This window comes from Nonomuraea sp. NPDC004186 (assembly GCF_053603495.1).
The window spans coordinates 1-24,316 of sequence record NZ_JBSGFQ010000064.1 but is presented as its reverse complement, the minus strand read 5'-3'; the positions used below and the strand labels follow the sequence as shown (position 1 = coordinate 24,316).

Annotated in this window: 17 protein-coding genes; 5 read left to right on the top strand and 12 right to left on the bottom strand. The window is 69.3% G+C overall.

Features of this window, described 5'->3' with window-relative positions:
* Window positions 1-3: 3 nt before the first annotated feature.
* The 6 genes from ACWEPL_RS39840 to ACWEPL_RS39815 form a co-directional block, all read right to left on the bottom strand.
* Window positions 4-2,019, bottom strand: coding sequence for an alpha-galactosidase (locus ACWEPL_RS39840; RefSeq protein ID WP_452439206.1), 2,016 nt, complete (start codon window positions 2,017-2,019; stop codon window positions 4-6).
* Window positions 2,016-3,947, bottom strand: coding sequence for a beta-galactosidase (locus ACWEPL_RS39835; RefSeq protein WP_452439235.1), 1,932 nt, complete (start codon window positions 3,945-3,947; stop codon window positions 2,016-2,018). The genes ACWEPL_RS39840 and ACWEPL_RS39835 overlap by 4 nt, the downstream gene beginning before the upstream one ends.
* 107 nt (window positions 3,948-4,054) lie before the next feature.
* Window positions 4,055-5,089 carry a LacI family DNA-binding transcriptional regulator gene (locus ACWEPL_RS39830; protein WP_452439205.1) on the bottom strand — a complete coding sequence of 345 codons (1,035 nt, stop codon included), beginning with the start codon at window positions 5,087-5,089 and terminating at the stop codon, window positions 4,055-4,057.
* Window positions 5,090-5,093: 4 nt separating this feature from the next.
* Window positions 5,094-6,053 (bottom strand): carbohydrate ABC transporter permease, encoded by a 960-nt coding sequence (locus ACWEPL_RS39825; RefSeq protein WP_363984297.1) that lies wholly within the window; start codon window positions 6,051-6,053, stop codon window positions 5,094-5,096.
* Window positions 6,050-6,910 (bottom strand): ABC transporter permease, encoded by an 861-nt coding sequence (locus ACWEPL_RS39820; RefSeq protein ID WP_452439204.1) that lies wholly within the window; start codon window positions 6,908-6,910, stop codon window positions 6,050-6,052. The genes ACWEPL_RS39825 and ACWEPL_RS39820 overlap by 4 nt, the downstream gene beginning before the upstream one ends.
* Window positions 6,911-6,963: 53 nt before the next feature.
* A complete protein-coding gene (locus tag ACWEPL_RS39815) occupies window positions 6,964-8,628 on the bottom strand; it encodes a hypothetical protein (protein WP_452439203.1) in 1,665 nt (554 codons plus the stop codon).
* Between the two features lie 311 nt (window positions 8,629-8,939).
* On the opposite strand from ACWEPL_RS39815, the gene ACWEPL_RS39810 reads away from it, so the two are divergent.
* Entirely contained in the window at window positions 8,940-11,636 is a 2,697-nt protein-coding gene (locus tag ACWEPL_RS39810) for a glycoside hydrolase family 3 C-terminal domain-containing protein (RefSeq protein ID WP_452439202.1), read from the top strand.
* 76 nt (window positions 11,637-11,712) lie between these two features.
* Here the strand turns inward: ACWEPL_RS39810 and ACWEPL_RS39805 are convergent, their stop codons facing one another.
* From ACWEPL_RS39805 to ACWEPL_RS39780, 6 genes are all read right to left on the bottom strand, one after another.
* Window positions 11,713-15,117: a ThuA domain-containing protein gene (locus ACWEPL_RS39805; RefSeq protein WP_452439201.1), complete on the bottom strand. Its 3,405-nt coding sequence runs from the start codon at window positions 15,115-15,117 to the stop codon at window positions 11,713-11,715.
* 394 nt (window positions 15,118-15,511) lie between these two features.
* The gene (locus ACWEPL_RS39800) at window positions 15,512-16,345 is read right to left on the bottom strand and encodes a sugar phosphate isomerase/epimerase family protein (protein ID WP_452439200.1); all 834 of its coding nucleotides are present in this window, start codon (window positions 16,343-16,345) and stop codon (window positions 15,512-15,514) included.
* Between the two features lie 26 nt (window positions 16,346-16,371).
* Window positions 16,372-17,568 carry a substrate-binding domain-containing protein gene (locus ACWEPL_RS39795; protein WP_452439199.1) on the bottom strand — a complete coding sequence of 399 codons (1,197 nt, stop codon included), beginning with the start codon at window positions 17,566-17,568 and terminating at the stop codon, window positions 16,372-16,374.
* Complete coding sequence (locus ACWEPL_RS39790; RefSeq protein ID WP_363984310.1) at window positions 17,555-18,505, bottom strand: ABC transporter permease; 951 nt, start codon at window positions 18,503-18,505, stop codon at window positions 17,555-17,557. The genes ACWEPL_RS39795 and ACWEPL_RS39790 overlap by 14 nt, the downstream gene beginning before the upstream one ends.
* Window positions 18,502-19,503, bottom strand: coding sequence for an ABC transporter permease (locus ACWEPL_RS39785; protein WP_452439198.1), 1,002 nt, complete (start codon window positions 19,501-19,503; stop codon window positions 18,502-18,504). The genes ACWEPL_RS39790 and ACWEPL_RS39785 overlap by 4 nt, the downstream gene beginning before the upstream one ends.
* Entirely contained in the window at window positions 19,500-20,933 is a 1,434-nt protein-coding gene (locus tag ACWEPL_RS39780; protein ID WP_452439234.1) for a sugar ABC transporter ATP-binding protein, read from the bottom strand. The genes ACWEPL_RS39785 and ACWEPL_RS39780 overlap by 4 nt, the downstream gene beginning before the upstream one ends.
* A gap of 349 nt (window positions 20,934-21,282) precedes the next feature.
* On the opposite strand from ACWEPL_RS39780, the gene ACWEPL_RS39775 reads away from it, so the two are divergent.
* From ACWEPL_RS39775 to ACWEPL_RS39760, 4 genes are all read left to right on the top strand, one after another.
* Window positions 21,283-22,416, top strand: a complete 1,134-nt coding sequence (locus ACWEPL_RS39775) for an inositol-3-phosphate synthase (RefSeq protein ID WP_452439197.1) — start codon at window positions 21,283-21,285, stop codon at window positions 22,414-22,416.
* Entirely contained in the window at window positions 22,413-23,258 is an 846-nt protein-coding gene (locus ACWEPL_RS39770; RefSeq protein ID WP_452439196.1) for an SCO3242 family prenyltransferase, read from the top strand. The genes ACWEPL_RS39775 and ACWEPL_RS39770 overlap by 4 nt, the downstream gene beginning before the upstream one ends.
* A complete protein-coding gene (locus tag ACWEPL_RS39765) occupies window positions 23,228-24,112 on the top strand; it encodes a sugar phosphate isomerase/epimerase family protein (RefSeq protein WP_452439195.1) in 885 nt (294 codons plus the stop codon). The genes ACWEPL_RS39770 and ACWEPL_RS39765 overlap by 31 nt, the downstream gene beginning before the upstream one ends.
* The coding region (locus ACWEPL_RS39760) for a hypothetical protein (RefSeq protein WP_452439194.1) at window positions 24,066-24,316 on the top strand (251 nt) is incomplete at its 3' end. The genes ACWEPL_RS39765 and ACWEPL_RS39760, both read left to right, overlap by 47 nt.

Genomic DNA, 24,316 nt, shown 5'->3' with positions numbered 1-24,316 from the left:
CTTTCATCGGAGGCGGAGCAACGCTGCGGACGGAGCGGTGGGCAGGGTCACGGTGAGCTGCCGACCCGCTCTGATCGCGGTCTTGCCGCCGGCGGGATAGAGCAGTTCTGCTCGGTTCGGGTACGGCAGGCGGAGGGTTTCCTCGCCGCCGCGTCGCCAGAGGGTGAGATAGGTGGCGGTCGGGGCGTGCAGGGCCAGCACGATCCACGGGTCGTCCCAGGCCGGCAGGCCGAGCGGCCAGGCGGGTACGGCCTGCGGCAGGTCGGCCCGGAGGTCCTTGTAGACGGTCACGGCCTCGTGGACGAGGTCGCGGGCTTCGGGGCCGAGTTCCGTGATCAGGCCGGACAGGTGGATCCGGCCGAGCAGCGCGCCGGCCATGGTGAACGCCACCTCGTCCGGGGAGTCCCCAGGCTGCGGATAGGCCCAGACGGCGCCCTGCTCGGGCGGGACGGCGGTGGGGGCCGAGGCCGCGATGGGCGCGTAGAGCTGCAGGTTCTGCTGGTCGCTGGTGGACTGCAGTTGGAGCCGGGAGAGCAGGGCGTGGTCGGAGCGCATGCCCCCGGAGGCGCAGTTCTCCAGCACCAGGCGCGGGTGGCGGTCCAGGATGCCGTCGAGCCAGTCGAGCTGGGCGCGGTTGTGGCCGAGCAGCCCGGCGGCGGGGGCCTCGCCGTCATGGCTGCTCGTTCCGGAGCCGGGGTCGATGTTGTGGTCCAGCTTGAGGTAGCCGATGCCCCACTCGCTGACCAGGCGGTCCACCACCCGGTCGAGGTGGCCGCGGGCCGCCGGGTGGCGCAGGTCCAGGTGGTGCCGGAGGTTCTCGGTGACACGGACGCCGTCGCGGCGGAAGAACGCCTCGTCGGGCAGGGACTCCGCCAGAGGGCTGCGGACGCCGATCACCTCAGGTTCCAGCCACAGGCCGGGGGTCATGCCACGTGCCCTGATGCGATCCAGGACCTCGTGGATGCCCCGCTCACCTGGGAAGCGCGAGGCGGACGGCTCCCACGCCCCGACCGAGCCCCACCAGTCCTCGTCGGCGTCGGCGTACCAGCCGGCGTCGATGACGAAGTACTCCGCCCCGGCTTCCGCCGCCGCGTCGATGAGGGGAAGCAGTTTCTCCGTCGTGGGATCGCCCATCAGGCAGTTCATGTAGTCGTTGAAGATGACGGGCAGCCACTGGTGGTCCGGGTGCGGGCGGCGGATGGCCCGGCGATATCGGGTCAGCGCGGCGAAGGCTCCGTCGTGGTCGCCCACGGCGAGCGCGACGGGCACGGAGCGGAACTCTTCGCCGGGCGCCAGCGGGTGACGCCAGCCGTGGTGGGCGTCGCTGGGACCGGACAGCGCCACGTAGGCGGCGCCTTCGCGCTCCCCGCACTCCCAGCGCCAGCCACCGCCGTTGTGCTCGATCTGCCACAGCCACGTGCGGCCGGTCTCGCGGTCGGCCAGGCCGCCCATCGGGAGGTTGCCGCAGCTCGACCAGACCCCCTGCCCGGCCAGGGTGAAGCAGCACTTGCCGTTGCCGTACCTGACCCGGCCGCTGAGCTGTGGGGAGGTGACACGCAGCGGCCGGCGCTGCCACCTGTACTCGGCGAGCCAGTCGTTGTCGGCCCACAGCACGTCGGCGCTGTCCACGTCGGCGGTGAGCCCGCCGACCGTCAGGGAGGTGACCGACTCCAGCAGCAGCGTCTCCTCGCCCTCGTTGCGGAGGATCACCTCACTGCGGAGCACGGGCAAGCCCTCCGGCGACCGGTAGATCACCTCCGCGGCGAGCCCCGTTTGCGGGTCGTGAAGTTCGACGGTGAGCACGTCCGCGGTGGCGTGGTGTCGCCGGTAGCGCATCCGCGCGCCGATGGTGGTGTCGACGAGCCGGTGGGTCGACCAATGGCGGCCGTGCCCGGTCGCGGTCACCTCGACCAGCGGGAGCGCCGCCTGGTACGGCTCGCCGCCGGGCGGGCCGAGGTAGACCAGGCGAGCGTCGTCACTGATCTCGAGTCGTAGGGCGTCATGGCCCCAGGTGATCATCGGTTCTTCCTCAGAACGACGCAGCCGCCTGGCGGCAGCTCGCTCACGGGAGCGCCGGTCAGCAGATCGTGGGCGCTTTCGGGGAGGCTGATGGTTGTGGCGGTGTGGTTGAGGAGGAACTGCCAGCTGCGACCGTCCGTGGCATGCCGGGTGACGGATTCGACGCCGGGCGGCTCCGCGCCGACCCCGAGGATCCGGGTGATCAGGGCGGCGTAACCGGGGTCGTCGAGCCGCGTCGACAGGTACCAGCCCTCGCCCTGACCGAACCGGTGCCGGGTGAGGGCGGGTTGCCCGGTGAGCATGCCGTGGGTGTAGGTGAGGACCGTTTCGGCGCCCTCGGTGCGCAGCAGTTCGCTCCAGACCGTGGCTCGGGTGCCGTCCGACAGGACAATGTGCTCGCCTCGCCGCAGCGGACGGTGCTCCTCGACACGGATGCCCAGCGCCTCGCGCAGCGGCGTCGCGGGGTAGCCGCCGAGGCGGGCGTGGAGGTACTCGTCGACGGAGCCGGTGAAGTGCTGGACGAGCAGCGTCCCGCCGCCGAAGACGTAGCGGCGCAGGTTCGCCGCCCCGGCGTCGGAGAGCAGGAAGAGGGCCGGAGCGACGATGAATCGGTACCGGCTCAGGTCGTGCTCGGGGTGGGCGAAGTCGACCGTGACTCCGGCCTCCCACAGCGCGCGGTGGGCGCGGCGCAGGCTGCCGTGATAGTCGAGGTCCGCCGAGGGCAGGCCGTCGACCTCCAGCGCCCACCAGGCGTCCGCGTCGTGCAGCACGGCCACTTGCGCGGTGACCGTCGAACCCTCGACCTCGCCGAGCCGCTCGACGGCCTCGCCCACCGCCTGGACCTCGCGGAAGATCCGGCTGTCGGCTCCCGCGTGCGGAACCATCGCCGAGTGCCACTGCTCGGCCCCGGCGCGGGACTGCCGCCACTGGAAGAACAGGGCGCCCTCCGAGCCACGGGCGATGTGGCCGATCGTGTGGCGCAGGATCTCGCCGGGCTCCTTGCCGAGGATCCGGTCGCCGTCGTAGACGGTGTTGGTGCCCTGCTCCATCAGCAGCCAGGGGCGCCCGCCAGCGAAGGAGCGGGCGCGGTCGGCGGCGAAGGCGGTGTCCGCGGCGGCGGCCAGGCCCGGCGCGTCCGGGTAGTGGTCGATGGCGATCACGTCCACCTCGCGGCCCAGGGCCCACAGGTCCACGTTCTGGTAGCCGGGAAGCATCATGTTGGTCGTCACCGGCCGGTCGCTGTGCTCGCGAATCGCGTCGCGCTGCTCCCGGAAGGCCACCAGCACCAGGTCGGACCAGAACCGCCGGAAGTCCAGGTGCTGGCCCGGGTTCTGGTGCCAGTTGGTGGCACGCGGCGGCAGCACCTGCTCCCAGGAGCCGTACCGCTGACTCCAGAACGCCGTCCCCCACGCCTCGTTGAGAGCCTCAAGCGACCCGTGACGGTCACGCAACCAGTCGCGGAACGCGGCGGCGGTGTGGTCGCACCAGCAGAGCGTGACGTACTCGTTGTGCACGTGCCACATCACGACCGCCGGATGCTCGCCGTACCGCTCCGCGAGTGCTCTTGCGATGTTTCGCGCAGCAGTGCGGTAGGCGGGGGAGGCCAGGCAATAGGTGTCCCGGCTGCCGTGAATGTGCCGGGCGCCGTCTCGTGTGACGGGCATGGCGTCGGGATGGGCCAGGGTGAACCACGGTGGCGGGGAGGCCGTGGGAGTCGCCAAGTCCACCGAGACGCCGTTGGCGTGGAGCCGGTCGAGGTGTGCGTCGAGCCAGGCGAAGTCGTAGCGGCCCTCTTCCGGCTCCAGCAGCGCCCAGGAGAAGACGCCGACCGTCGCCAGGTTGACCCTGGCGCGGCGCATCAGCGCGTCGTCTTCCTTCCAGACCGCTTCGTCCCACCGCTCGGGGTTGTAGTCGCCGCCGAAGAACATCACGCTTCCTCCGCCCTGATCGGGAGCCGCGCTCCGTCGCGCAGGAAAGCGTCCTCGATGCGCCAGGCCTCGGGGTCGCGAAAATTGGGGGGACATATGGAGTGCTCCTAGATGAGGCTGTGCCGGGGGGCCGGGCCGGTGCTCTCGCGGATGGTCAGGGTGGGGGCGAGCAGCACCAGTTCGTCGGTGGGCTGCTCGCCACGCATAGACGCGGTGATCCGTGACATGACCTGCTCGACGGCGATCCGGCCGAGCTCCTTCGCGGGGCCGGTTACCGCTGTGAGGGCGGGCGCGTACCGTTCGGGCAGATGTTCGGGGCACAGGGCGATCACCGACGCGTCCTCGGGAACCGTCCGCCCGCCGGCGCGCAGGAGGTCGAGCAGCGGCCCGATGGCTCCCTCGTTCTGCACCACGAAGCCGGTGGTGTCGGGCCTGTCCGACAGGATCCGTCCGAGCGCACCGGCCGTGCTCTCATAGGTGCCCTCGCATGGACGGTGCAGGAAGCGCAGACCGCGCTCCTCCGCACGCGCGCGGAACCCCGCCAGGGTTCGCTCGGCGTATCCTGCGTGCCGCCGGTAGATGCCGGAGCCGTAGCCGATGAAGGCGATGTCGCGGTGGCCCTGGTCGGCCAGATGATCCGCGCACAGCGCGCCTGCGGCGGAGAAGTTGTGGTCGACGCAGGACAGCCCTCGGGGATCGTCGGGCAGGCCGATGAGCGCCGCCTGGGTACGCAGGTCCCCCAGCGTCGGGATGCGCTTGTCGTCCAGCTCGACGTCCATGAGGATGACGCCGTCGGCCAGGCCGCTGGCGGCGAGGCGGCGGATACCGCCGGGGCCCTCGTCATTGGTGATCAGCAGGACGTCGTAACTGTGCTTGCGGGCGGCCACGGTGACCGAGGTGGCGATCTCCATCATGATCGGCACGTACACGTCGCTGCGGAGCGGCACTGCCAGAGCGAGGATGTGCGAGCGCTTGCCCGCCAGCGCCCGGGCGCCCGCGTTCGGGTGGTATCCGAGCTCGATCACGCACCGCTCGACGCGCCGCCGGGTCTCGGCGGAGACGCGGCGCTTGCCGCTGAGCGTATAGCTGACCGTGCTCGGGGAGACGCCCGCCGCCTTGGCCACATCGGCGATGGTCACCATCGGTTCAGCCCTTGATGGCGCCGGTCAGGACGCCGGTCCGGAAGTGCTTCTGAACGAACGGGTAGACGAGCACGAGCGGCACCAGGGTGAGGACCACCACGGCCATCTGCAGCGACAGGGGGGCGGTCTGCGCGTGTGCCATGCCGAAGCCGGCGTTGACCATGCCGGGCATGCCGACTCCGCGGTTGACGTAGGTCAGCAGGACGTACTGCAGCGGCCACTTCTCGCTCTCTGTCGGCATGTAGAGCATGACGTTGAAGAAGGAGTTCCAGTAGCCGACGGCGTAGAAGAGCGCGATCACCGCGGTCACCGCCCGCGAGGTGGGCAGGACGACGGACAGGAGGATCCGCCAGTCCGACGCGCCGTCCATCCGCGCCGCGTCGATCAGCTCGCCCGCGGTGCTGGAGTAGAAGGAGCGGAGCACCAGGATGTTGAAGACCGAGACCGCGCTCGGGAGGATCAGCGCCCACCACTGGCCATAGCCGCCGAGCCCGGTCACCACCAGGAAGGTCGGGATGAGGCCGCCGCCCACGAACATCGTGACGATCAGCAGCACCAAGATGAAGCGGTGCCCGAGCGAACGCGGCCGCGACAGGCCGTACGCGCACAGGACCGACACCACCATGGACAGCGCCGTGCCGACGACGGTGATGCCGAGGCTCACCAGCAGCGCGGTACGTACGGTCGAGTCGGTCAGCATCTCCTCATATGCCTGGAAGGTCAGGCCATCCGGCCAGATCACCAGGCCGCCGGCCCGGCCGATGGCGCCGCGGGTGGACAGGCTGGTCACCACGACGATCCACAGAGGGACCAGCACGACCAGCAGCACACCGCCGAGGGTGATGCCCTTGGCCGACTGACCGGCGACAGTCGGCGGTTCCTGCCAGCTCGGGCGTGTCGCCCGCCGCGCTCGCGGCGCCCGCACCGCGCGCCTGGCGCCTCCGATGGTGAATACCTTGGTCATTTCCGGTACAACCCGTCCTCGCCGAAGGAGTGCGCCAACCTGTTGGCGCCCCAGATGAGCAGGAGCGAGATCACGCTCTTGAAGAGCCCGGCCGCCGCGCCGAAGCTGTAGTTGGCCGTGGCGACGCCGTAATAGAAGGCGTAGGTGTCGAGCACCTCCGCGCTCTCGTGGCCGACCGCGTCCCGCTGGATGAGGAACTGCTCGAACCCGACGGAGAGCGCTCCGCCGAGCCGGAGCACCAGCATCAGCACGATGACTCCCCGCAGGCCCGGCAGGGTGATGTGCCATATCCGCCGGAAGGGCCCGGCGCCGTCCGCGGCCGCCGCCTCATAGAGGCCGGGGTTGATGGCGGCCAGCGCGGCCAGGAAGACGATGATCCCCCAGCCGGCCTCCTTCCACACCCCCTGGAAGGTGACCAGGAGCGCGAAAGTGTCCGGGTTGGTCATCACGTCCCAGGTCTGGAGGTCGTGCGAGCGCAGGAACTGGTTGAGCGCGCCCGCGCCGCCCAGCATCTGCTGGAAGATCGTGATGACCAGCACCCACGAGAAGAAGTGCGGCAGGTAGACGACCGACTGGACGAAGTTGCGCACCCGCTCGCTGAGCACCGAGTTGAGGAGGATCGCCAGCGCGATCGGGACGGGGAAAAACAGGACGAGCTGGACGAAACTCAGGTAGAGCGTGTTCTTCAGCGCGCCCCAGAACAGCGGGTCGGTGAAGAGCTGGCGGAACTGGTCGAGTCCTGCCCAGTCACTGCTCCAGATCCCCACCAGCGGGTCGTAGTACTGGAAGGCGGTGATGACCCCGACCATCGGGGCGTAGTTGAAGATCAGGAGCAGGACGACCGCGGGCGTCACCATGATCAACAGTGACCGGTCGCGGCGCAGCCTACCCCACCAGGTCAGGCCCTCGTTCACTGGCCCGTGCCGTACTTGTTCAGCACGTTCTCGGTCATCCACCCCTTGAGCCGGTCCAGGCTGCTCTTCTTCCAGGTGTCGATGACCTCCTGGACCTCGGAGACCTTCTTCTTGCCGTGGTAGCAGTCCTTGACGGCGTCGTCGATGGACTGCGGCGCGTTGGCCATGGACAGTTGCTGGGGCATGTTGATGTTCATGTTCCAGAACACCGGCTTGTAGAGAGCGTTAACATTTGCGGCCTGCCAGGCGGCGTAGTCCTTGGTGACCTGGCCGGCGCCGGGGTTGCTGATCACGGCGGGCAGCGAGGCCAGGAACGGGAAGGTCTGCGGCTGGACGAACTTCTTGCCGTCCTCGTTCGCGGTCGGCACTCCGTCCTTCATCGTGTAGTGGACGCCCTCCACCCCGAAGTTGACCATCGTGTACTCGGCGGACCCGAACGGGGCGGCCAGATAGTTGGCGACCGCCAGCAACTCCTCGATCTGCTCGGGCTTCAGGTTGGCGTTGAGATAGCTGAAGATGCTCGTGGAGGCGCCCAGGAAGGTCTGCGGCTTGCCCGTGCCGTCGTGGGTGAAGTAGTTGAACGCGGCGCGCCGGTAGTTCTTGTCGGCGGCGGTGCCCGACTCGTGGTCGGTGAGGTTCCAGCCGCCGGTGCCGCCGCCGTGGATCAGCTCCTTGCCCGAGTAGAAGCGGGTGATGCCGTTGGCGTTCTGCCCGGCGATCGCGTCCGGGTGGAGGTAGCCGGCCTTCGCCAGGCGGTAGTGCCAGTCGAGCGCCTCGAGGTATTGCGGCAGCTCGTACTTGTGGACCAGCTTGCCACCCTCGACCTTCCAGTTGTACGGGATGTCCCAGGCGGTGAAGAGGTAGGTGAAGACGTCGCCGAAGGCCCACACGCCGCGCTTGGCGTCGGTCAGCTCCTTGCCCAGGTTCATCATGTCATCGACGGACTTCACCTGGTCAGCGGTGATTCCTCGCGCCTCCAGGATGTCCCGCCGGTAGTAGATGCACCCGTTGACGACGAAGTTGCTGGAGAAGGAGGGGATGCCGTACAGCTTGTCGCCCCACGCGCCGGCCTGCCAGGCGCCGGTGGGGATGGCAGCGAGGTTGGGATACTTCTTGATCTTGTCGCCGGCCAGGTAGGGGGTCAGGTCGGCGAGCTGGGTCCCGACCAGCCCGCCGATGTTGAAGTTGGTGTTCCACCACGTCGGCAGCTGGATCCAGTCGGGTAGGCGCTTGGCGGCCGTCATCGGCGGGACGATGGTGTTGTAGTTGTTGCCGTCCGCCGGCTTCATGGTGAGGGTGACGCCCAGGGCCTTGTTCATGGCCTCGTAGAAGGAGTTCCCCGGCTTCGGCGCCGTCCCCCAGAGCGGAGTGACGGCGGTGTAGCTACCGCCCTTGCCCGGCACTGCCGAGACGGTCTTGACCGCAGTGGACGGGGATGGGTAGGCCAGAAAGGCGGGGTCGGTCGCCGCTCCGGGCGGCCCTGGCACGGACGGGATGTCGGCCTTGACGGAGGCGCTCGGCACGTACGACGGAAGCGCTGCCTGGAGCCCGGTCTTGGTGTTCGTGCCGATCTTCCGCTGGGGCGCGTTGCTGCAGGCGGCGAGGAGAGGAACCATCGCCGCGGCGCCGATGAAGGCTCTGCGGTTCAACTCGGGGGTCATGGGGGGTTACCCTTCGAAGTCGTCGAAGCGCTTCTATGTTGCCGCGAGACTAATGACATGTTTCCGACAGCACAAGGGAAGTTGTTAAACGAAAGTTTCTCTCCTGTGAGGCATTGACACTCCAGCAGGCTCGTGACAGCGTCGATGCGCTTCGCTGACCGCCCTCCCATCGAGCCTGCTTAGAGGTCTGACACGTGAGCTTCCCGCCTCCGTCCGCAGCCGACACGTTTCCCTTCAGGGACCACGCTCTGCCGATGCGCAAGCGCGTCGATGACCTACTCGAACGGTTAACACTCGACGAAAGAATCGCGATGCTGCACCAGTACGCGCCTGCCGTACCGCGTCTGGGCATCGCCTTGTTCCGCACCGGGAGCGAAGCCCTGCACGGGGTGGCGTGGCTGGGGGTGGCGACGGTATTTCCGCAGGCAGTTGGCCTGGGTGCGACGTGGGACGAGGAGTTGGTGCGGCTGGTCGCCGAGGCCGTCTCGGTCGAGCTGCGCGCCTTCCACCGCCACCGCCCGCCCGTGATCGGCTCCGGCGCCAACAGCCTGCAGGCGTGGGCTCCCGTGGTGAACCCGTTGCGCGACCCGCGCTGGGGGCGCAATGAGGAGGGCTACTCCGAGGACCCGGTGCACACCGCACGGCTCGGCGTGGCCTACTGCCAGGGCCTGGCCGGCGATCACCCGGCCTTCCTTCGTGCGGCCCCGGTGCTCAAGCACTTCCTCGCGTACAACAACGAGGACGACCGATGCGTCACCTCCTCCGGCGTCCGTCCCCGGGTGCTGCACGAATACGATCTGGCAGCGTTCCGGCCCGTGGTCGCCTCGGGCCTGGCCACCGGCGCGATGGCCGCGTACAACCTGGTCAACGGCCGTCCCTGCCACGTCAGCCCGCTCATCGAGACGGAGCTGCGGCGCTGGGCCGAGCCGACCGGGCACGAGCTGTTCGTGGTCAGCGACGCGGAGGCGCCGTCCAACCTGGTCGACCTGGAGCATTACTTCGACGATCACGCCGAATCCCATGCCGCCGCGCTCAAGGCCGGGATCGACAGTTTCACCGACCACGGCGAGGACAGCGGGACTCCGGTCGGCAGGCTGCACGAGGCGCTGGATCGAGGACTGATCGACGAGGACGACATCGACCGCGCGGTGCGACGGCAACTTTCGCTGCGCTTCCGGCTCGGGGAGTTCGATCCGGACCTCGACCCGTACGCCGCCATCGGCCCCGAAGTGATCGACTGCGCCGACCACCGGGCTCTCGCCCTGCGCGCCGCGACCGAGTCGGTGGTGCTGCTCAAGAACGACGGCCTGCTGCCCCTGGAGCGCAACCCGCGAGTCGCCGTCATCGGACCGCTCGCGGACACGTTGTTCGAGGACTGGTACAGCGGCACCATGCCGTACCGGATCAGCGTCGCCGCCGGGCTGGAGGCGGCGCTCGGCGAGGTCGTCCGCGTGGAAGGCGCCGACCGGATCGCCCTGCGTTCACGCTCCACCGGTGAACTGCTGGGCAAGTCCTCCTTCGACGTCGTCGACTGGGGCGGCGGGGCGTCCACGCTGCGTGACGCCGCCAACGGCCGCTACCTCAGCCTCCAGGCGGACGGCTCGCTCGCCGCAGATCGGGAGGTGCTCAAGACCTGGCACATCAACGAAACTTTCTACCTTGAAGCGGTCGCCGATGGCGTGGTGCTGCGCAACGTTCGCACCGGCCGGTACGCTGTCGTCGACCCCGTTGACGGGCGGGTCAGCGTCACCGCCGAAACTCCTGCCGACGCCGAGTGCTGGGAGCGGGAACTGCTCCATGACGGTACGGCAGCGGCCCGGTCCGCGGCCGAGGACGCAGACGTCGCCGTCGTGGTGCTCGGCAACCACCCGCTCATCAACGGCCGCGAGACGGAGGATCGCCGGGACCTCGCGCTGCCCGAGGGGCAGGAAGCGCTGCTGCGCGCGGTCGCCGAGGTGCGCCCTGAAACCGTGCTCGTCACCATGAGCAGCTACCCCTACGCTCTGGACTGGGCCGATGAGCACCTGCCCGCCGTGGTGTGGACGTCTCACGGCGGGCAGGAAACCGGCCGGGCGGTGGCCGCCGTCCTGCTCGGCGAGGCCGAACCGGGCGGGCGGTTGCCGCAGACCTGGTATCGCGGCGACGACGAGCTTCCGCACCCCCTGGACTACGACATCATCAAGGCGGGCTGGACCTACCAGTACCACCGGGCCGCTCCGCTGTACCCCTTCGGCCACGGGCTCTCCTACACGGAGTTTGCCTACGGCGACCTGCGGCTGTCCTCGGGAACTTTGCCCCAGGACGGTACGGTTGAGGTCTCGCTCACGCTGACCAACGCCGGAACCCGGCAGGGATCCGAGGTGGTTCAGCTCTACGTCCGGGCGTTGAACGCCCGCTACGAGGCCCCTTCGCTCCGGCTCGCCGACTTCCGCAAGGTCGCGCTGTCTCCGGGCGACAGGCTGGACCTCACGTTCCGGCTGTCAGCCGAGCACCTCGCCCACTGGGACGTGGCCGGCGGGGCCTTCACCGTCGACCCCGGCGACTATGAGGTGCTGGTGGGCCGCTCCGCCGGTGACATCACCCTGACGGCGCCGATCACAGTGAGCGGTCCCGTCCCCGAGCCGCGCGTCGTCGTCGACAGGCGCACGTCGGCCGTCGACTTCGACGACCACGCGGCCATCATCCTGGTCGACGCCACCCGTACCACCGGCGACGCGGTCGCTCCCGCGGAGCACGAGCAGCCCGCGACCCTGCTGTTCCGCTCCGTCGAGCTGTCCGGCGCGGTCCGGGTCGAGGCCGAGGTCGCCGGTGTGTGTCCAGGGAAACTGGAGTTCCTGGCAGGTGACCGGCTGGTGGCGGAGATGTCGGTGCCGGTCACCGGGAGCCGCTACGCATGGACGACCGTGGCCGGCGACCTGACGACGTCGCCGGACGGCGTCCATGATCTGCAGGTGAACGTGCACGGCGACGTTCGGCTCGCGGCGTTCCGCTTCGGCTCGACCGCCTGAGATGAGCGGCCGTCCAGACCGCTGGAGCCGCCGCAGGAGAGCGGGCCGGCTCCAGGGTCCGGACGTCACATGGCGTTCAGACGCGGGTCCACTTCTGGTTGTTCTGGCCGTTGCACGTCCAGATCTGCACCTTGGTGCCGTTGGCGGTGCCGGCGCCGCTGACGTCCACGCACTTGTTCGCTCCGACGGCGGTGATGCTGCCATCGGCGTTGAACCGCCATTTCTGGTTGTTCCGCCCGTTGCAGTCCCAGATGATCAAGGCGGTGCCGTCCGCCGTGCCGCCCCCGTTCACATCCAGGCACTTGTTGCCGTACACCCGCAGCTCACCCGCGGCGGTCGACGTCCACTGCTGGCCGGGCTGCCCGTTGCAGTCCCAGATCTGCACCTGTGTGCCGTTCGTCTGCGAGGCTCCGTTGACGCATCGGTTCGATCCCACACCCCGCAGCGCGCTGGTGCTGCCAGGGGGCGAGCCGTCGCCCTGCCCGACGCCCTTGCCGTTAAAGGTGAACGAGTCCGCGTCGAACGAGTTCGCGGACGGCGCCTTGAACACGACGTAGACATTGTGGGTGCCACCGGGATCGGTGACCTGCACCGCGGGCAGGGACACGTAGGTGTTCCATCCCCCGGTGGCCGGGACGGGGCTGGAGGCGATAAGGGCCCCCGTCGGCGAGTCGGCGTGCAACTCGATGGACGCCCCGGTGTTGGACGGTGCCGAGACGCGGAAGGACACCGTGTCGATCCCGGACAGGTTGATCGGGCTGAAGGAGATCCAGTCGTTGTTGGAGATGTCGCCGATGCGCCTGCCGCCTTCGGCTCCGGACTCGTCGACGATCCGGATTCCGGACGAGCCGGTGAAGTGCTCGGCCTGCTTGTGCTTGGGCTGCAGGGTGACGCCGGCGCTGCCCTTCAGACCGCCCTTGTCCGTGTAGTCGGCGGACAGGGCGTAGTAGACGTTGGCGGCCTCGTCATGGCCGGACGCGGTGGTCGTGACCGTCCCGGAGCAACCGGTGTACTGGCCGGTGTCGTGGGCGTGCTGGTCATGGCCGAGCGCCGTGATCACGTTGACCTTGGTGCAGTCGACGGCGCCGTCCTCGGGGTCGGTGACGTTCACCGTGTAGGCCACCTGGTCGCCGAAGTCGATGAACCCGCCGTCGGGCGGAGCCGAGAAGACGACCTTCGGACGGGTGTTGCCGACGGCGATGGGCAACGTGACGCTGCCGGTCTTCCCGCCGGAGTCCCGTACGGTCAGCTTGGCCGTGTACGTGCCGTTGGCGTTGTAGGTGTGGGACGGGTTGGCGCTGGTGGAGGTCCCGCCGTCACCGAAGTCCCATGCGTAGGTGATCGCGTCGCCGTCGGGGTCGGACGAGCCGGCCGAGGAGAACGCCACCGTCAGCGGCGCCGCGCCCGAGTCGGGGTTGGCGCTCGCCTTGGCCAGGGGCGCGCGGTTCCCGGCTACGTAGTCGACCCGGTAGACGCTGTCATCGGTGTTCGAGTGGCCGAAGCCGTTGCCCCAGTCGGCCATGTACAGGGCGCCGTCCGGGCCGAACTTCATGTCGATCGGCGCATGCGGGGCGAGCTGTGCCACGAAGGGGTTGATCTTCAGGAGGTTGCCCGAGGAGTCCAGGCGGAACTCCTTGACGAAGTTGCGGCTCCATTCGTAGAGGAACGGCGTGCCGTCGAAATACTCGGGGAACTTGCGGTCAGAGGTGCTGGTCGGGTCGTAGCGGTAGAAGGGGCCGCCCATCGGCGCGGCACCGCCGCAGCAGTCGATCTCCGGGAACTCGGCCGAGGCGTGGTAGTTGTACCAGACGGTCGCGGGCTTGGCCGCGGGCAGATTGGTCAGGCCGGTGTTGTTGGGCGAGTCGTTGACCGGTGCCGAGCAGTTGAACTTCGCGCCGGAGGTGTTGGTGGCGAAGTTGAAGTCGTTGAACGGGATGTTGTTGCCGACGCAGTACGGCCAGCCGTAGAAGCCCGGCTGCTTGATCAGGTTCCACTCGACGGTGCCCTCGGGACCGCGGTTGGGGTTCGCGGCGCCGGCGTCGGGACCGTAGTCACCCGCCGAGATCCAGCCCGTGACCTTGTCGACCGAGAAGCGGAACGCGTTGCGGAAGCCCATCGCGTAGATCTCCGGCCGCGTCTTGGCGGTGCCGGGCGCGAACAGGTTGCCGGATGGAACCGTGTAGGTGCCGTCGGCCTCGGGGTGGATGCGCAGGATCTTGCCGCGCAGGTCGTTGGTGTTGGCCGCGGACCGCTGGGCGTCGTAATGCTCCCGGCCCGGCCGCTCGTCGATCGGGGCGTAGCCGCTGGACCCGTTGGGATTGGTGTCGTCACCCGGGCCGATGTACAGGTTCCCGCCCGGCCCGAACGCGAGGTAGCCGCCGGTGTGGCCGGGCTCGTCGACGTTGCGGTACGCCGGAACCTCGATGATCTTCTTCTCGCTCGCCAGGTCGAGGCTGGTGCCGTTGAAGGTGAACCTCGACACCCGGTTCACCTCACCGCCGTTGGACGGCGAATAGTTGACGTAGATCCAGCCGTTGGTGGCGAAGTTCGGATCCAGCGCCAGCCCGACGCCACCGTCCTCGCCGCCGTCGTACACCGACAGGGTGGCGATGACGCGCGTGCCCCCGCCGTTGGCGGGGATCAGATTCACCTTGCCCGAGCGTGAAATGTAGAAGACCCTGCCGTCGCCGGCCACGTCGAGTTCCATCGGCTGGTCCGGTGCGCCGTCGAGGGTCACCTTCTGGAACCGGGCCGCGACGGTGCCGCCGCAGTCACCCGGCGCCGCGCCCGCCGCCCACTTCACCCCGCCCAGCAGGTGCTGCTTGAACGACGACTCCGAATAGGAGGACGCCTGGTGGCCCATCGCGGTGGCCCACACCCGGCCGCCCTCCGGATTGTGACACCAGGAGATCGGGTGGTCGGCACCCATCTTGTTCGGCCCCGCGTCATAGGTGGTCTCGTCCGCGCTCACCAGCACGTGCACCGAGCCCCGCAGGTTCTTGTCGAAGTTGTACCACTCCTCTGTGCGCACCCACCGATCCGGCAGCCCCTTCGTGGAGGGGTGAACCTTGTCGGCCACCTTGGCGGTGCCCTGCAGGATCGCCGAATGCGCGGTCATGTGCGCGCCGGCCAGGGCAACCTGGTCCCACCAGGGAAACTGCGCCTCGATGTTCATGTCGGTGGCGTTGTGGATCGCGACGACGCCGTGGCCGCTGCGTACGTATGCCTGGAAGGCCTGACGCTGGGCGTCGTTGTCCCAGACCATGCCGCTGGTCTGCAACATGATCACCGCGTCGTAGGTGTTCAGGGTCGCGGTCGTGAAGACGGCGGAGTCCTCGCTCTGGTCGAGCTGGAAGTTGTTGTCGGTCGCCAGCTGCTGGAACATCGCGACACCGGCGGGGATGGAGTCGTGCCGGTAGGCGCCGCTCGCGGTCTTGGTGAACAGCAGCACCTTGAACTGCGGGGCGGCCGCGTGCGCCACCAGTGGCACCGCGGACAGCCACAGCCCTAATAAGGCTGCGACGAGGGCGGGGAGCAGGCGGGATGTTCGCATGAAGGATCTCCTGGGGGGTTACCGGCTACGGTCGGAGTTGAAGGGTGGGAAGCAGCAGTGGCTCACCCATCGATCCGGGCGTCGGGGCCTGACCATGCGACCAGATATCGAATCGATTCGGAACGAAAATAGGTCGGGCCAATCTTAAGTGTCAAGCATGCTTATCCAGCGAATCCAAGACCACCTTTTCGCTTCCGCTGGGCCGGAGTCCTGCTGCTTTTACTGCATATCTGCAGGTGTAGGCGGCGTCGCCGGTGCCCTCTGTCTCACCGATACTAGAAAAGGCCGTAAATAAGTATGAAACTTTCAAGCACCACCTTGATCAGAGAGTGCGCAGGTAGGCGAGGCCGTCCACGGCGAGCGCGTCCTGGCTTTGCGCGAGGGGCCGCCAGATGGAGGCCGCGGTGGCGATGGTCTGGTTGTGCGCGGTGAAGGACTCGATGACGAGCGGCCCTTGATAGCCGACGTCGCGCAGGGCCCGGGTGAAGCCGGGCCAGTCGAAGCGGTCGGCCCCCGGCGTGCCGCGATCGGTGCCGCACACCTGCACGTGCGCGATCCGGTCTGCCGCGACCCGCACCGCCTGGGCGGGGTCTTTCTCCTCGATGTTCATGTGGTAGGTGTCGAGTGCCAGGTGGCAGTCCTCGGGCAGCGCGTCGAGGGCCTGCTCGACGGTGTTGACGAGGCTGGTCTCGTACCGGTTGAGGGGCTCGACCGCGAGCTTCACCCCGCACTCGGCCGCGTGGTCCAGGACGGGCCGGAGATGCTCACGCAACTCGGCGTAGACCTGCCGGCGCTCGTCCGGTGACAGCCGCCACGTACGGCCGACCGAGGCGTACGCCGGCCCCCCGATCACGGGGGAACCGACGGTCACCGCCACGTCCACGCAGTGCCGCAGATAGTCCTGGGTGTCGCGGACGGTTTCGGGGGAGGCGGCCACGAGCTCGCGCCCCGGCGGCATGACCAGCACCACGGACGCGGCCAGCCCGTGCTCGGCCAGCACCGCGGCGGCCTTGTCCGGGTTCCAGTCGCCGGGTTGCTCGACGGGCAGCTCGATGACGTCGAAGCCCCACCCGGCGATGCGGGGCGCGAGCCGCGCCAGGTCGTCGTCGGTCAGCGGGGAGACCCAGACCCAGGTGTTCACGCCGATGGAGTACATGCGCCCCTCTTCGCGGTCGGTGTCGATCAGTTCTTCTTCCCGCCCCAGTTCTCGGGGAACCCGGGCAGGGTCTCGCAGCCGCAGAGCGCGTAGTGCAGCGGCGGCATGTTGGGCTGCAGGTAGGTCGACAGGTTCTCGCTGGTGACCTTCGGTTGCGGGAGGTTCCACATCTTGGGCACTTCCTCGCCCTTGAGGATCTTCAGCGCGGCGATGATCGGGGTGCGCCACTGGTAGGTCGGGTACGTGGGCGCGACGGCGGTGAGGTTGGCGTCCTTCCACTTCTGCAGGAAGTCCTGCTGGTCCTCGCCGTTGATCGGCGGCACCGGCACGCCCGCGTCCTCGAACGCCTCGATCGCCGCCACCGCCGTGGCGCCCGCGTCCATCCAGACGCCGTCGATCTTGCCGTATCGCTGGATGTAGTCGCTGACGATGCTCTTGGTCTTGGCGGCGTCGCCGTCGGTGAACTCCACCCCCGCCACCTGGAGCTGGCTCTTGTCGAAGACCACCTTCGCCGCCGACCAGCGGGTCTCCAGCACGTCCACGCCGGGCAGGATGCGCAGCGCCAGCACCTTCCCACCCGCCGGCACCTTCCCGACCAGGAACTCGGCGGCGTCGGCGCCGAAGGCGTAACCGCCGATGGGCTTGATGAACGTCACCGGGCAGTCCGTCTGCACGCCCCGATCGAACACGATGACGGGCACCTTCCCGCAGGCGGCCGTCACGGCGGGGGTGAGCGTGGCCGTGGTGTTCGGCGAGACGATCAGCGCGTCGCAGCCCTTGGCCTGCAGCTCGGCGATGTCGGAGATCTGCTTGTCGTCCTTGCCCTCCGCGTCGAGGGCGGTGAACTTCTCGATCTCCTTGTGCAGGCCTGCCTCTGCCTGCATCGTCTTCCAGCCGACCTGGCGCCAGGGGTTGTTGACAGCGGCGTTGGAGAAGCACAGGTGGTACGGCCCGTCCTTCTTGTACTTCGCCGTGTCGACCATCTTCGGGGCGATGGCCTGCTCCCAGGGCTTGTCCGCGGGACCCTGCGGCGTCTGGGAGCGCATCGCCAGCTGGGCGTCGAAGTCCGCCTGCACGAAGAACTTCGACTGCGCGCCCGTGCCCGAACCCTGAGCGCTCGTGGCGGGCGCCGCGGACTGGGTGGTGGACGTCGGCTTGTCGGTGGTGCAGCCGGCGAGAACAAGCGCGGCGAACACCGCGACTGCGGCCTTATGACGCGGCATGTGCGTCTCCTCTTCGGGGGGTGAACTTCCGGGGAAGCCGGATGGCTCCCGCCGCGACCGCGGCGATGATGATGACGCCCTGCACGGTGAACTCCAGCGCCCCCGAGATTCCGTACAGGTTGAGCAGGGTGAACAGCGCCTCCAGCGTGAAGGCGCCGGCCATGGCGGCCGGCACGGAGCCGCGCCCGCCGCCGAGCGCCACGCCGCCGAGGACGACCGCGGTGATGGCGGAGAACTCGAGTCCCTGGCCGACCTGTGCCGAGACTCCGGCGAAACCGCCGAGCAGGATCGCCGCGACGGCGGCGGCCAGACCGGAGAGCATGAAGGCGAAGATCTTGGCCCGGTCCACCCGGACCCCGGACAGCGCGGCAGCACGCTCGTTGTCGCCGGTGGCGATGAGCGTCTTGCCGAAATCGGCACGCATGAGCCAGATCGCCGCCACGCCCACGGCCAGCAGGATCAGCACCGACCACGGCAACGGCCCGAGGCCGCCGCGGCCGAACACCCGGAAGCCCTCCGACAGCGCGCCACGCGGCGCGCCGCCGGTCCAGAGGAAGACCGCCCCGCTGAGGACGAGCAGCATGCCGAGCGTCACGATGAACGACGGCACCCGCAGCTTGGTGGTGAGCACGCCATTGACCAGCCCGACGAACAGGCCGACGACGATCAGGAGGACCAGGACCGGCCAGGTGGCGGACTCGTCGCCGTCGATGAGCCGCGCGGCGATCACCACTTCGGCCGTCACCAGCGAGCCGACCGACAGGTCGAACTCGCCGGAGACGATGACGAAATACTGTCCCGCGGCGAGGATCACCAGCGGCGCGGCCCGTTTGAGGAACGCCAGGAACCCGGCGGGCTCCAGGAATAAGGGGTTGGCGACCGCGATCGCGGCCAGCAGCACCACGAGGACCGCGAGGATGGGAAGTGCCCGTTTCATGCCGACCGCCTTGTTCCGCGCCGGGCGTAGGCGGCCACCGCGATGACGATGACCACGCCGCGGACCACGTCCTTGACGAAGGAGTTGATTTCGAGCTGGTTGAAGATGCTGTCCAGGACAGCCAGCAGCAGGACCCCGCCCACGGTTCCGGCGACCCCGCCCTTGCCGCCGGCCAGCGCGGTCCCGCCGAGCACGACCGCGGCGATGGACTCCAGGTCGTAGCCCCCGTCGGTGCCCACCGTGGGCGCCCCCGCCCCGAGCCTGGCGGCCAGCAGCAGGCCCGCGATGCCGGCGCAGACGGAGCAGACCACGTGGGTGATCACGATGACGCGGCCCGTACGGATCCCGGACAGGCGGGCGACCTCCTCGTTCCCGCCCACCGCGTAGATCCGGTAGCCCAGCCGGGTCCTGCTCAGCAGGAACCAGGCCACGACAGCCACCCCTGCCCAGAGCAGGGCCGAGATGGGGATCGGCCCGATGCGGGAGTAGCCGAGGATCTGGAACGACTCGGGCACCTTGCCCGCCGGCCCGTCGTACAGGTGGTCGACGACGCCCTTGATGATCAGAGCGACGCCGAGCGTGGCGATGAAGGCGTGCACCTGGAGCCTGGTGATGATCAGCCCGTTGACCAGCCCCACCAGCGCGCTGATGGCCAGCACCGCGACGACCGCCGGCAGGATGTTCCCGTCCCGGCCCGCCATGATCTCCGCCGCGACCAGCGAGGTCAGGCTGATCAGGTACGCCACGGACAAATCGAGCGAGCCGGCCAGGATCGCCAGCGTCTGACCGACCGCCACGATGCCGAGGGCCGCCGAGCGCTGCTGGATCCCGACGACGCTTTCCATGGTCAGGAACTGACCGCCGTCGAGCGCGACGAGGACCCAGCCGACCGCGACCAGGCCGAGCAGCGCCAGAAACACCACCTGCGTGGGCTCACGTAACCGGGCCGCCAGGCCGCCTTGCGCCTCGCCGCGGCGGGCGGGCACGAGCAGGTTCATTCAGGCCCCTCTCCCGCAGCCAGGCGCATGACGGCCTCCTCCGAGGGGCCGACCGGCAGCGTGCCGGCGATGCGGCCGTCGCGCAGGACGACGACGCGATCGCTCATGCCGATGAGCTCGGGCAGTTCGGAAGAGATCATCATGATGGCCATACCGTCATTCGCCAGTTCGCGCATCAGGTCGTGGATCGCGGCCTTGGCCCCGACGTCGACGCCCCGGGTCGGTTCGTCGAACAGCAGCACGCGCGGCGCCATGGTCATCCATTTGGCGAGCACGACCTTCTGCTGGTTGCCTCCGGACAGGTAGCGGACCTCCTGTTCCTGGCGCGGAGGCGAGAGGCGTACCCGTTCGAGCAGGTCGCGGAGGCCGTTGCGGCCCTTGGCGCCCACCGCGCGGGCGACGAGCAGGGCGTTGTCGCGTACGGACTGGCGCAGCGCGAGCCCTTCGGCCTTGCGGTCCTCGGTCACCAGCCCGATGCCCATGGCCACGCCTTCCCGGACCGAGCGGGGGCGCGACGGGGTCATCTCGCCCGTGGTGAACGGCTCCGCGCCGAAGATCGCTTTGGCGAGTTCCGATCTGCCGGATCCCTGCAGGCCCGCGATGCCGACGATCTCCCCGGCACGCAGTTCCAGATCGATGTCGCGGAGCTTGCGGTTGCCCGCTCCGCGCAGGCTGAGCCGTACCTCGCCGGCGCCTCCCGAGCGGGGCGGGAAGTAGGTGCCGAGGTCGCGTCCCACCATCAGGCGGATCAGCTCGTCGGGGGTCACCTCGCCGATCGGGAGCGTGGTGACGCGCGAGCCGTCCTTGAGCACGGTGACCCGGTCGGCGAGGTCGAACACCTCGCGTAATCGGTGGGAGATGTACACGACGGCGACGCCGCGTTCCCTCAGCCGCCCGATCAGCCGGTAGAGCAACTCGACCTCGTGCTCGGCGAGCGCCGCGCTGGGCTCGTCCATGACGACGAGCCGGGCGTTCACCGATAACGCCTTGACGATCTCGACGACCTGCTGCTGGGCCACCGACAGGCGCTTGACGGCGTCGCGGGGGCCGAAGGAGTGCTCGCCGAGCTCGTCGAGGAGCCGCCCGGTCGCCTGCTCCATGGCGGCCCGATCGACCAGGCCGCGCCTGACGGGCTCGCGCCCGAGGAAGACGTTCTCGGCGACGGTGCGCTCGGGCAGCAGGTTGAACTCCTGGTAGATGATCGCGATACCGGAGCGCTGCGCCTCGAGCGGATGGCCGAAGGAGACGGGATGACCGTCGATCTCGATCGTGCCCTCGTCCGGCGGGTGAACGCCGCAAATGATCTTCATCAGGGTGGACTTTCCGGCGCCGTTCTCGCCGACTACGGCGTGGACCTCACCGGCCGTCACGTCCAGGTCCACTCCGGACAGCACCCGCACGCCCAGGAAGCTCTTGCCGATGCCACGCATGCTCAGCACCCCGCCCACCTCCCCATCTCCCCCGCCATGAGGGTGAGCCTGGGGCCATCGGCAAATTTCGGGCTCATGTCCCTCATGCTGCCGGATGTTAAGCGGGCTTATATCGACGGTCAAGCAAAAGTTCGCACCTGCACGACATAACCGGGAGGCCGTGGCAAGCGAGCTCGCATCACCGGTGCGGCAGCGGACCGGGCGGTGATGGCCGTAAGCGGCGGACGATAAGGACGCCGATTAGCCTGCTTATGGTTGACCATCGACAAAAATAGCTCTTACCATCGCGGAGACTTACCTACCGGATGCCTTCCGCATGCGGGGGTAGTCCCGACACGATGGAGCTTTCATGGACAAGCTCGGTGTGTGGCTTATCGGGGCACGGGGATCCGTGGCGACCACCGTCATCGTGGGCGCCGCGGCCATCAGGGCGGGAGCCGCGACCCCGCAAGGATGCGTGAGCGAGTCCCCCGGCTTTCCCGGGCACCTGGTTCCGCTGACCGACCTGGCCTTCGGCGGCCATGACATCACCGAGACCTCCTTACGCAAGCGCGCCGAACAGCTGGGCAGAGCAGGGGTCATATCACCGGACCTCCCGGGGCTGCTCGCGTCCGACCTGGACGCCGCCGACGCCGAGATCCGGCCGGGCTACGTCCCCGGCGACGGCGGCCGGACCGCGACCCGGCTGATCGACGACATCTCCGGCTTCCGTGCCCGGCACGGGCTGGCCCGGGTGGTCGTCGTCAACGTGTCGTCGACCGAGCCTCCCGTCGGCCCGCGTCCTGAGTTCGAGAGTCTGGCCGATCTGGAGGAGCGGCTTGCCGCGGGGGATGACGTCCTGCCGCCGAGTTCGCTGTACGCCTATGCGGCGTTCCAGGCCGGGTGCGGCTATGTGGAGTTCACGCCCTCCACCGGGCCGACCCTGCCGGCGCTGGCGGAACTCGCCGCCCGGCGGGGCGTGCCGTACGCGGGACGCGATGGGAAGACCGGCGAGACCCTGGTCAAGAGCGCGCTCGCGCCCATGTTCGCCGATCGGGCGTTACGGGTGCGCTCCTGGTCAGGGCTCAATCTGCTCGGCGGCGGGGATGGGGCGACGCTCGCCGATCCGGCCGCCAGGTCGAGCAAGGAGCTCTCCAAGGACCAGGTCGTCGCGAAGGTCCTGGGAGGACCCGTCGAGGGTGAGACGCACATCGACTACGTCCCGGATCTCGGAGAGTGGAAGACCGCCTGGGACCATGTGACCTTCGAGGGCTTTCTCGGCGTGCGGATGGCGCTGCAGTTCACCTGGCAGGGCTGCGATTCGGCGCTGGCCGCTCCGCTCGTCCTGGACCTGGCCCGGCTGGTCGCTCGTGCGCATGAGAAAGGGCGGTGTGGCGTCCTGCCCGAGCTCGGCTACTTCTTCAAGAGCCCGCTGGGAACGGACGAGCACGCGCTGGCCGTCCAGTACGCCCGGCTGCGCGCCTTCGCCGAGGAGCTGTCATGAGAGCGCTGCTCGAGCTGGTGCGCGCACCGGCCGCACTGTCGGTGCCGGGGGACACGATGGCGGGGGCCGCCGCCGCGGGGCGGCGTCCGGCACCCGGTCTGGCACTGGCGTCGGTGCTCATGTACTGGTCGGGCATGGCGCTCAACGACTGGGCAGATCGTGAGGCGGACGCCGTCGAGCGTCCTGAACGCCCGATCCCGTCCGGCAGGGTCCGCCCGGGCGCCGCGCTCGGGCTCGCGGCCGCCCTCACCGGCGCGGGCCTGGCCACCGCCGCCCTCGCCGGCGGCCGCCGCGCTCTCACCATCGCCAGTCTGCTGGCCGGTGCGGTGTGGGCCTACGACCTGGGCCTCAAACGGACGGCGGCGGGCCCCGCCTCGATGGCCGCCTGCCGCGCCCTGGACGTGCTCCTGGGCGCCGGCTCGGACGGGAGAGCCGCCGTGCCGATGGCGCTGGCGGTCGGCGCGCACACGTACGGGATCAGCATCCTCGGCCGGGCCGAGGTGGCGGGGGCGGCACCCGGGACCGCCGAGCGAGCGCTCGTGGCCAGCACCGCGGCGGCCGGGCTCGCGGTTGCCTCCTGCGTGCGCAACCGAGCCGCCGCCCGGACGGGCGCCGGTGTCCTCATCGCCGGCTATCTCGCCTTCACCCTCCCGGTCCAGGCCGGGTTACGGACCCGTCCCGACCCCGAGAACGTACGGCAGGCCGTCCGCCTCAGCATCCTCGCCCTGATCCCGCTCCAGGCGGCCGCGGTCGCTGGTGGCGGGCGGTTCGCGACGGCAGGCGCGCTGCTGTGCTCGCTACCCCTGGGCAGATGGCTCTCATCCCGGATGGCGACATCGTGAAGTGGGCCTACTGCACCAACGGCTTCGCCGATCATCGGCTCCCCGAGGCACTCGCGGTCCTGGCCGATCTCGGGTACACCGGTGCGGCGATCACGCTCGACCTCGGTCATCTCGACCCCCACTCCCCCGGTCTGGCCGCGGAGGTGTCGCGGATCGCCGGGCTCCTCGAACGCCTCGGCCTCGCGGCCGTGGTCGAGACGGGCGGACGCTACACCCTCGATCCCCTGCGCAAGCATCATCCGACCCTCATCAGCGACGACGCCGAGCGCAGGGTGGAGTTCCTGACCACCGCGATGCGGGTCGCCGCCGATCTGGGCGCTCCCGTGGTGCACCTGTGGAGCGGGGTCCGGCCCGACGGCATGACGGAGGAGGAGGCGTACACGCGGCTGGCCCGCCAGTGCGCACGGCTGCTCGACGAGGCCGACCAGGTGGGTGTCACATTGGGCTTCGAACCCGAACCCGGGATGCTCGTCCGGGACCTGGACGGTTACGAACGGCTGCGCCGGATGCTCGGCGACCATCCCCGGTTCGGCCTCACCCTCGACATCGGGCACTGCCACTGCGTGGAGCGGGACGATCTGCCCGCCTGTGTCCGGCGGGCGCTGCCGTACACCGTGCACGTCCAGATCGAGGACATGCGCCGCGAGGTCCACGAGCACCTGGAGTTCGGCGAGGGTGAGATCGACTTCGTCCCGGTGCTCGCCGAGCTGCACGGCTACTCGGGTCTGGTGGCCGTGGAGCTGGCCAGGCACAGCCACGCGGCCCCGCAGGTCGCCCGCCGATCGATCGAGTTCCTGAGGAGGGCACATGAGGGACGAGTGGCAGACAGAGGCCGTACGGCGGGTCGAGGCTGACCCGGACGCGATCCACCTGCTCTTCCCGCAGGCCGAACGGCGGGGCGGCCCCGCCGCCCGGAGCGCGCTGCTCAAAGCGCTGGGCGGCGACCACGCGGTGATCCGCAAACTGTACGAGCGCGGCGACAGCGGCGAGCGGCTGGCCATCCTGTCCGCGCTGCCCGAGCTCGATCTCGGCCCGGCGGCGGTCGACCTGGTGGAGGA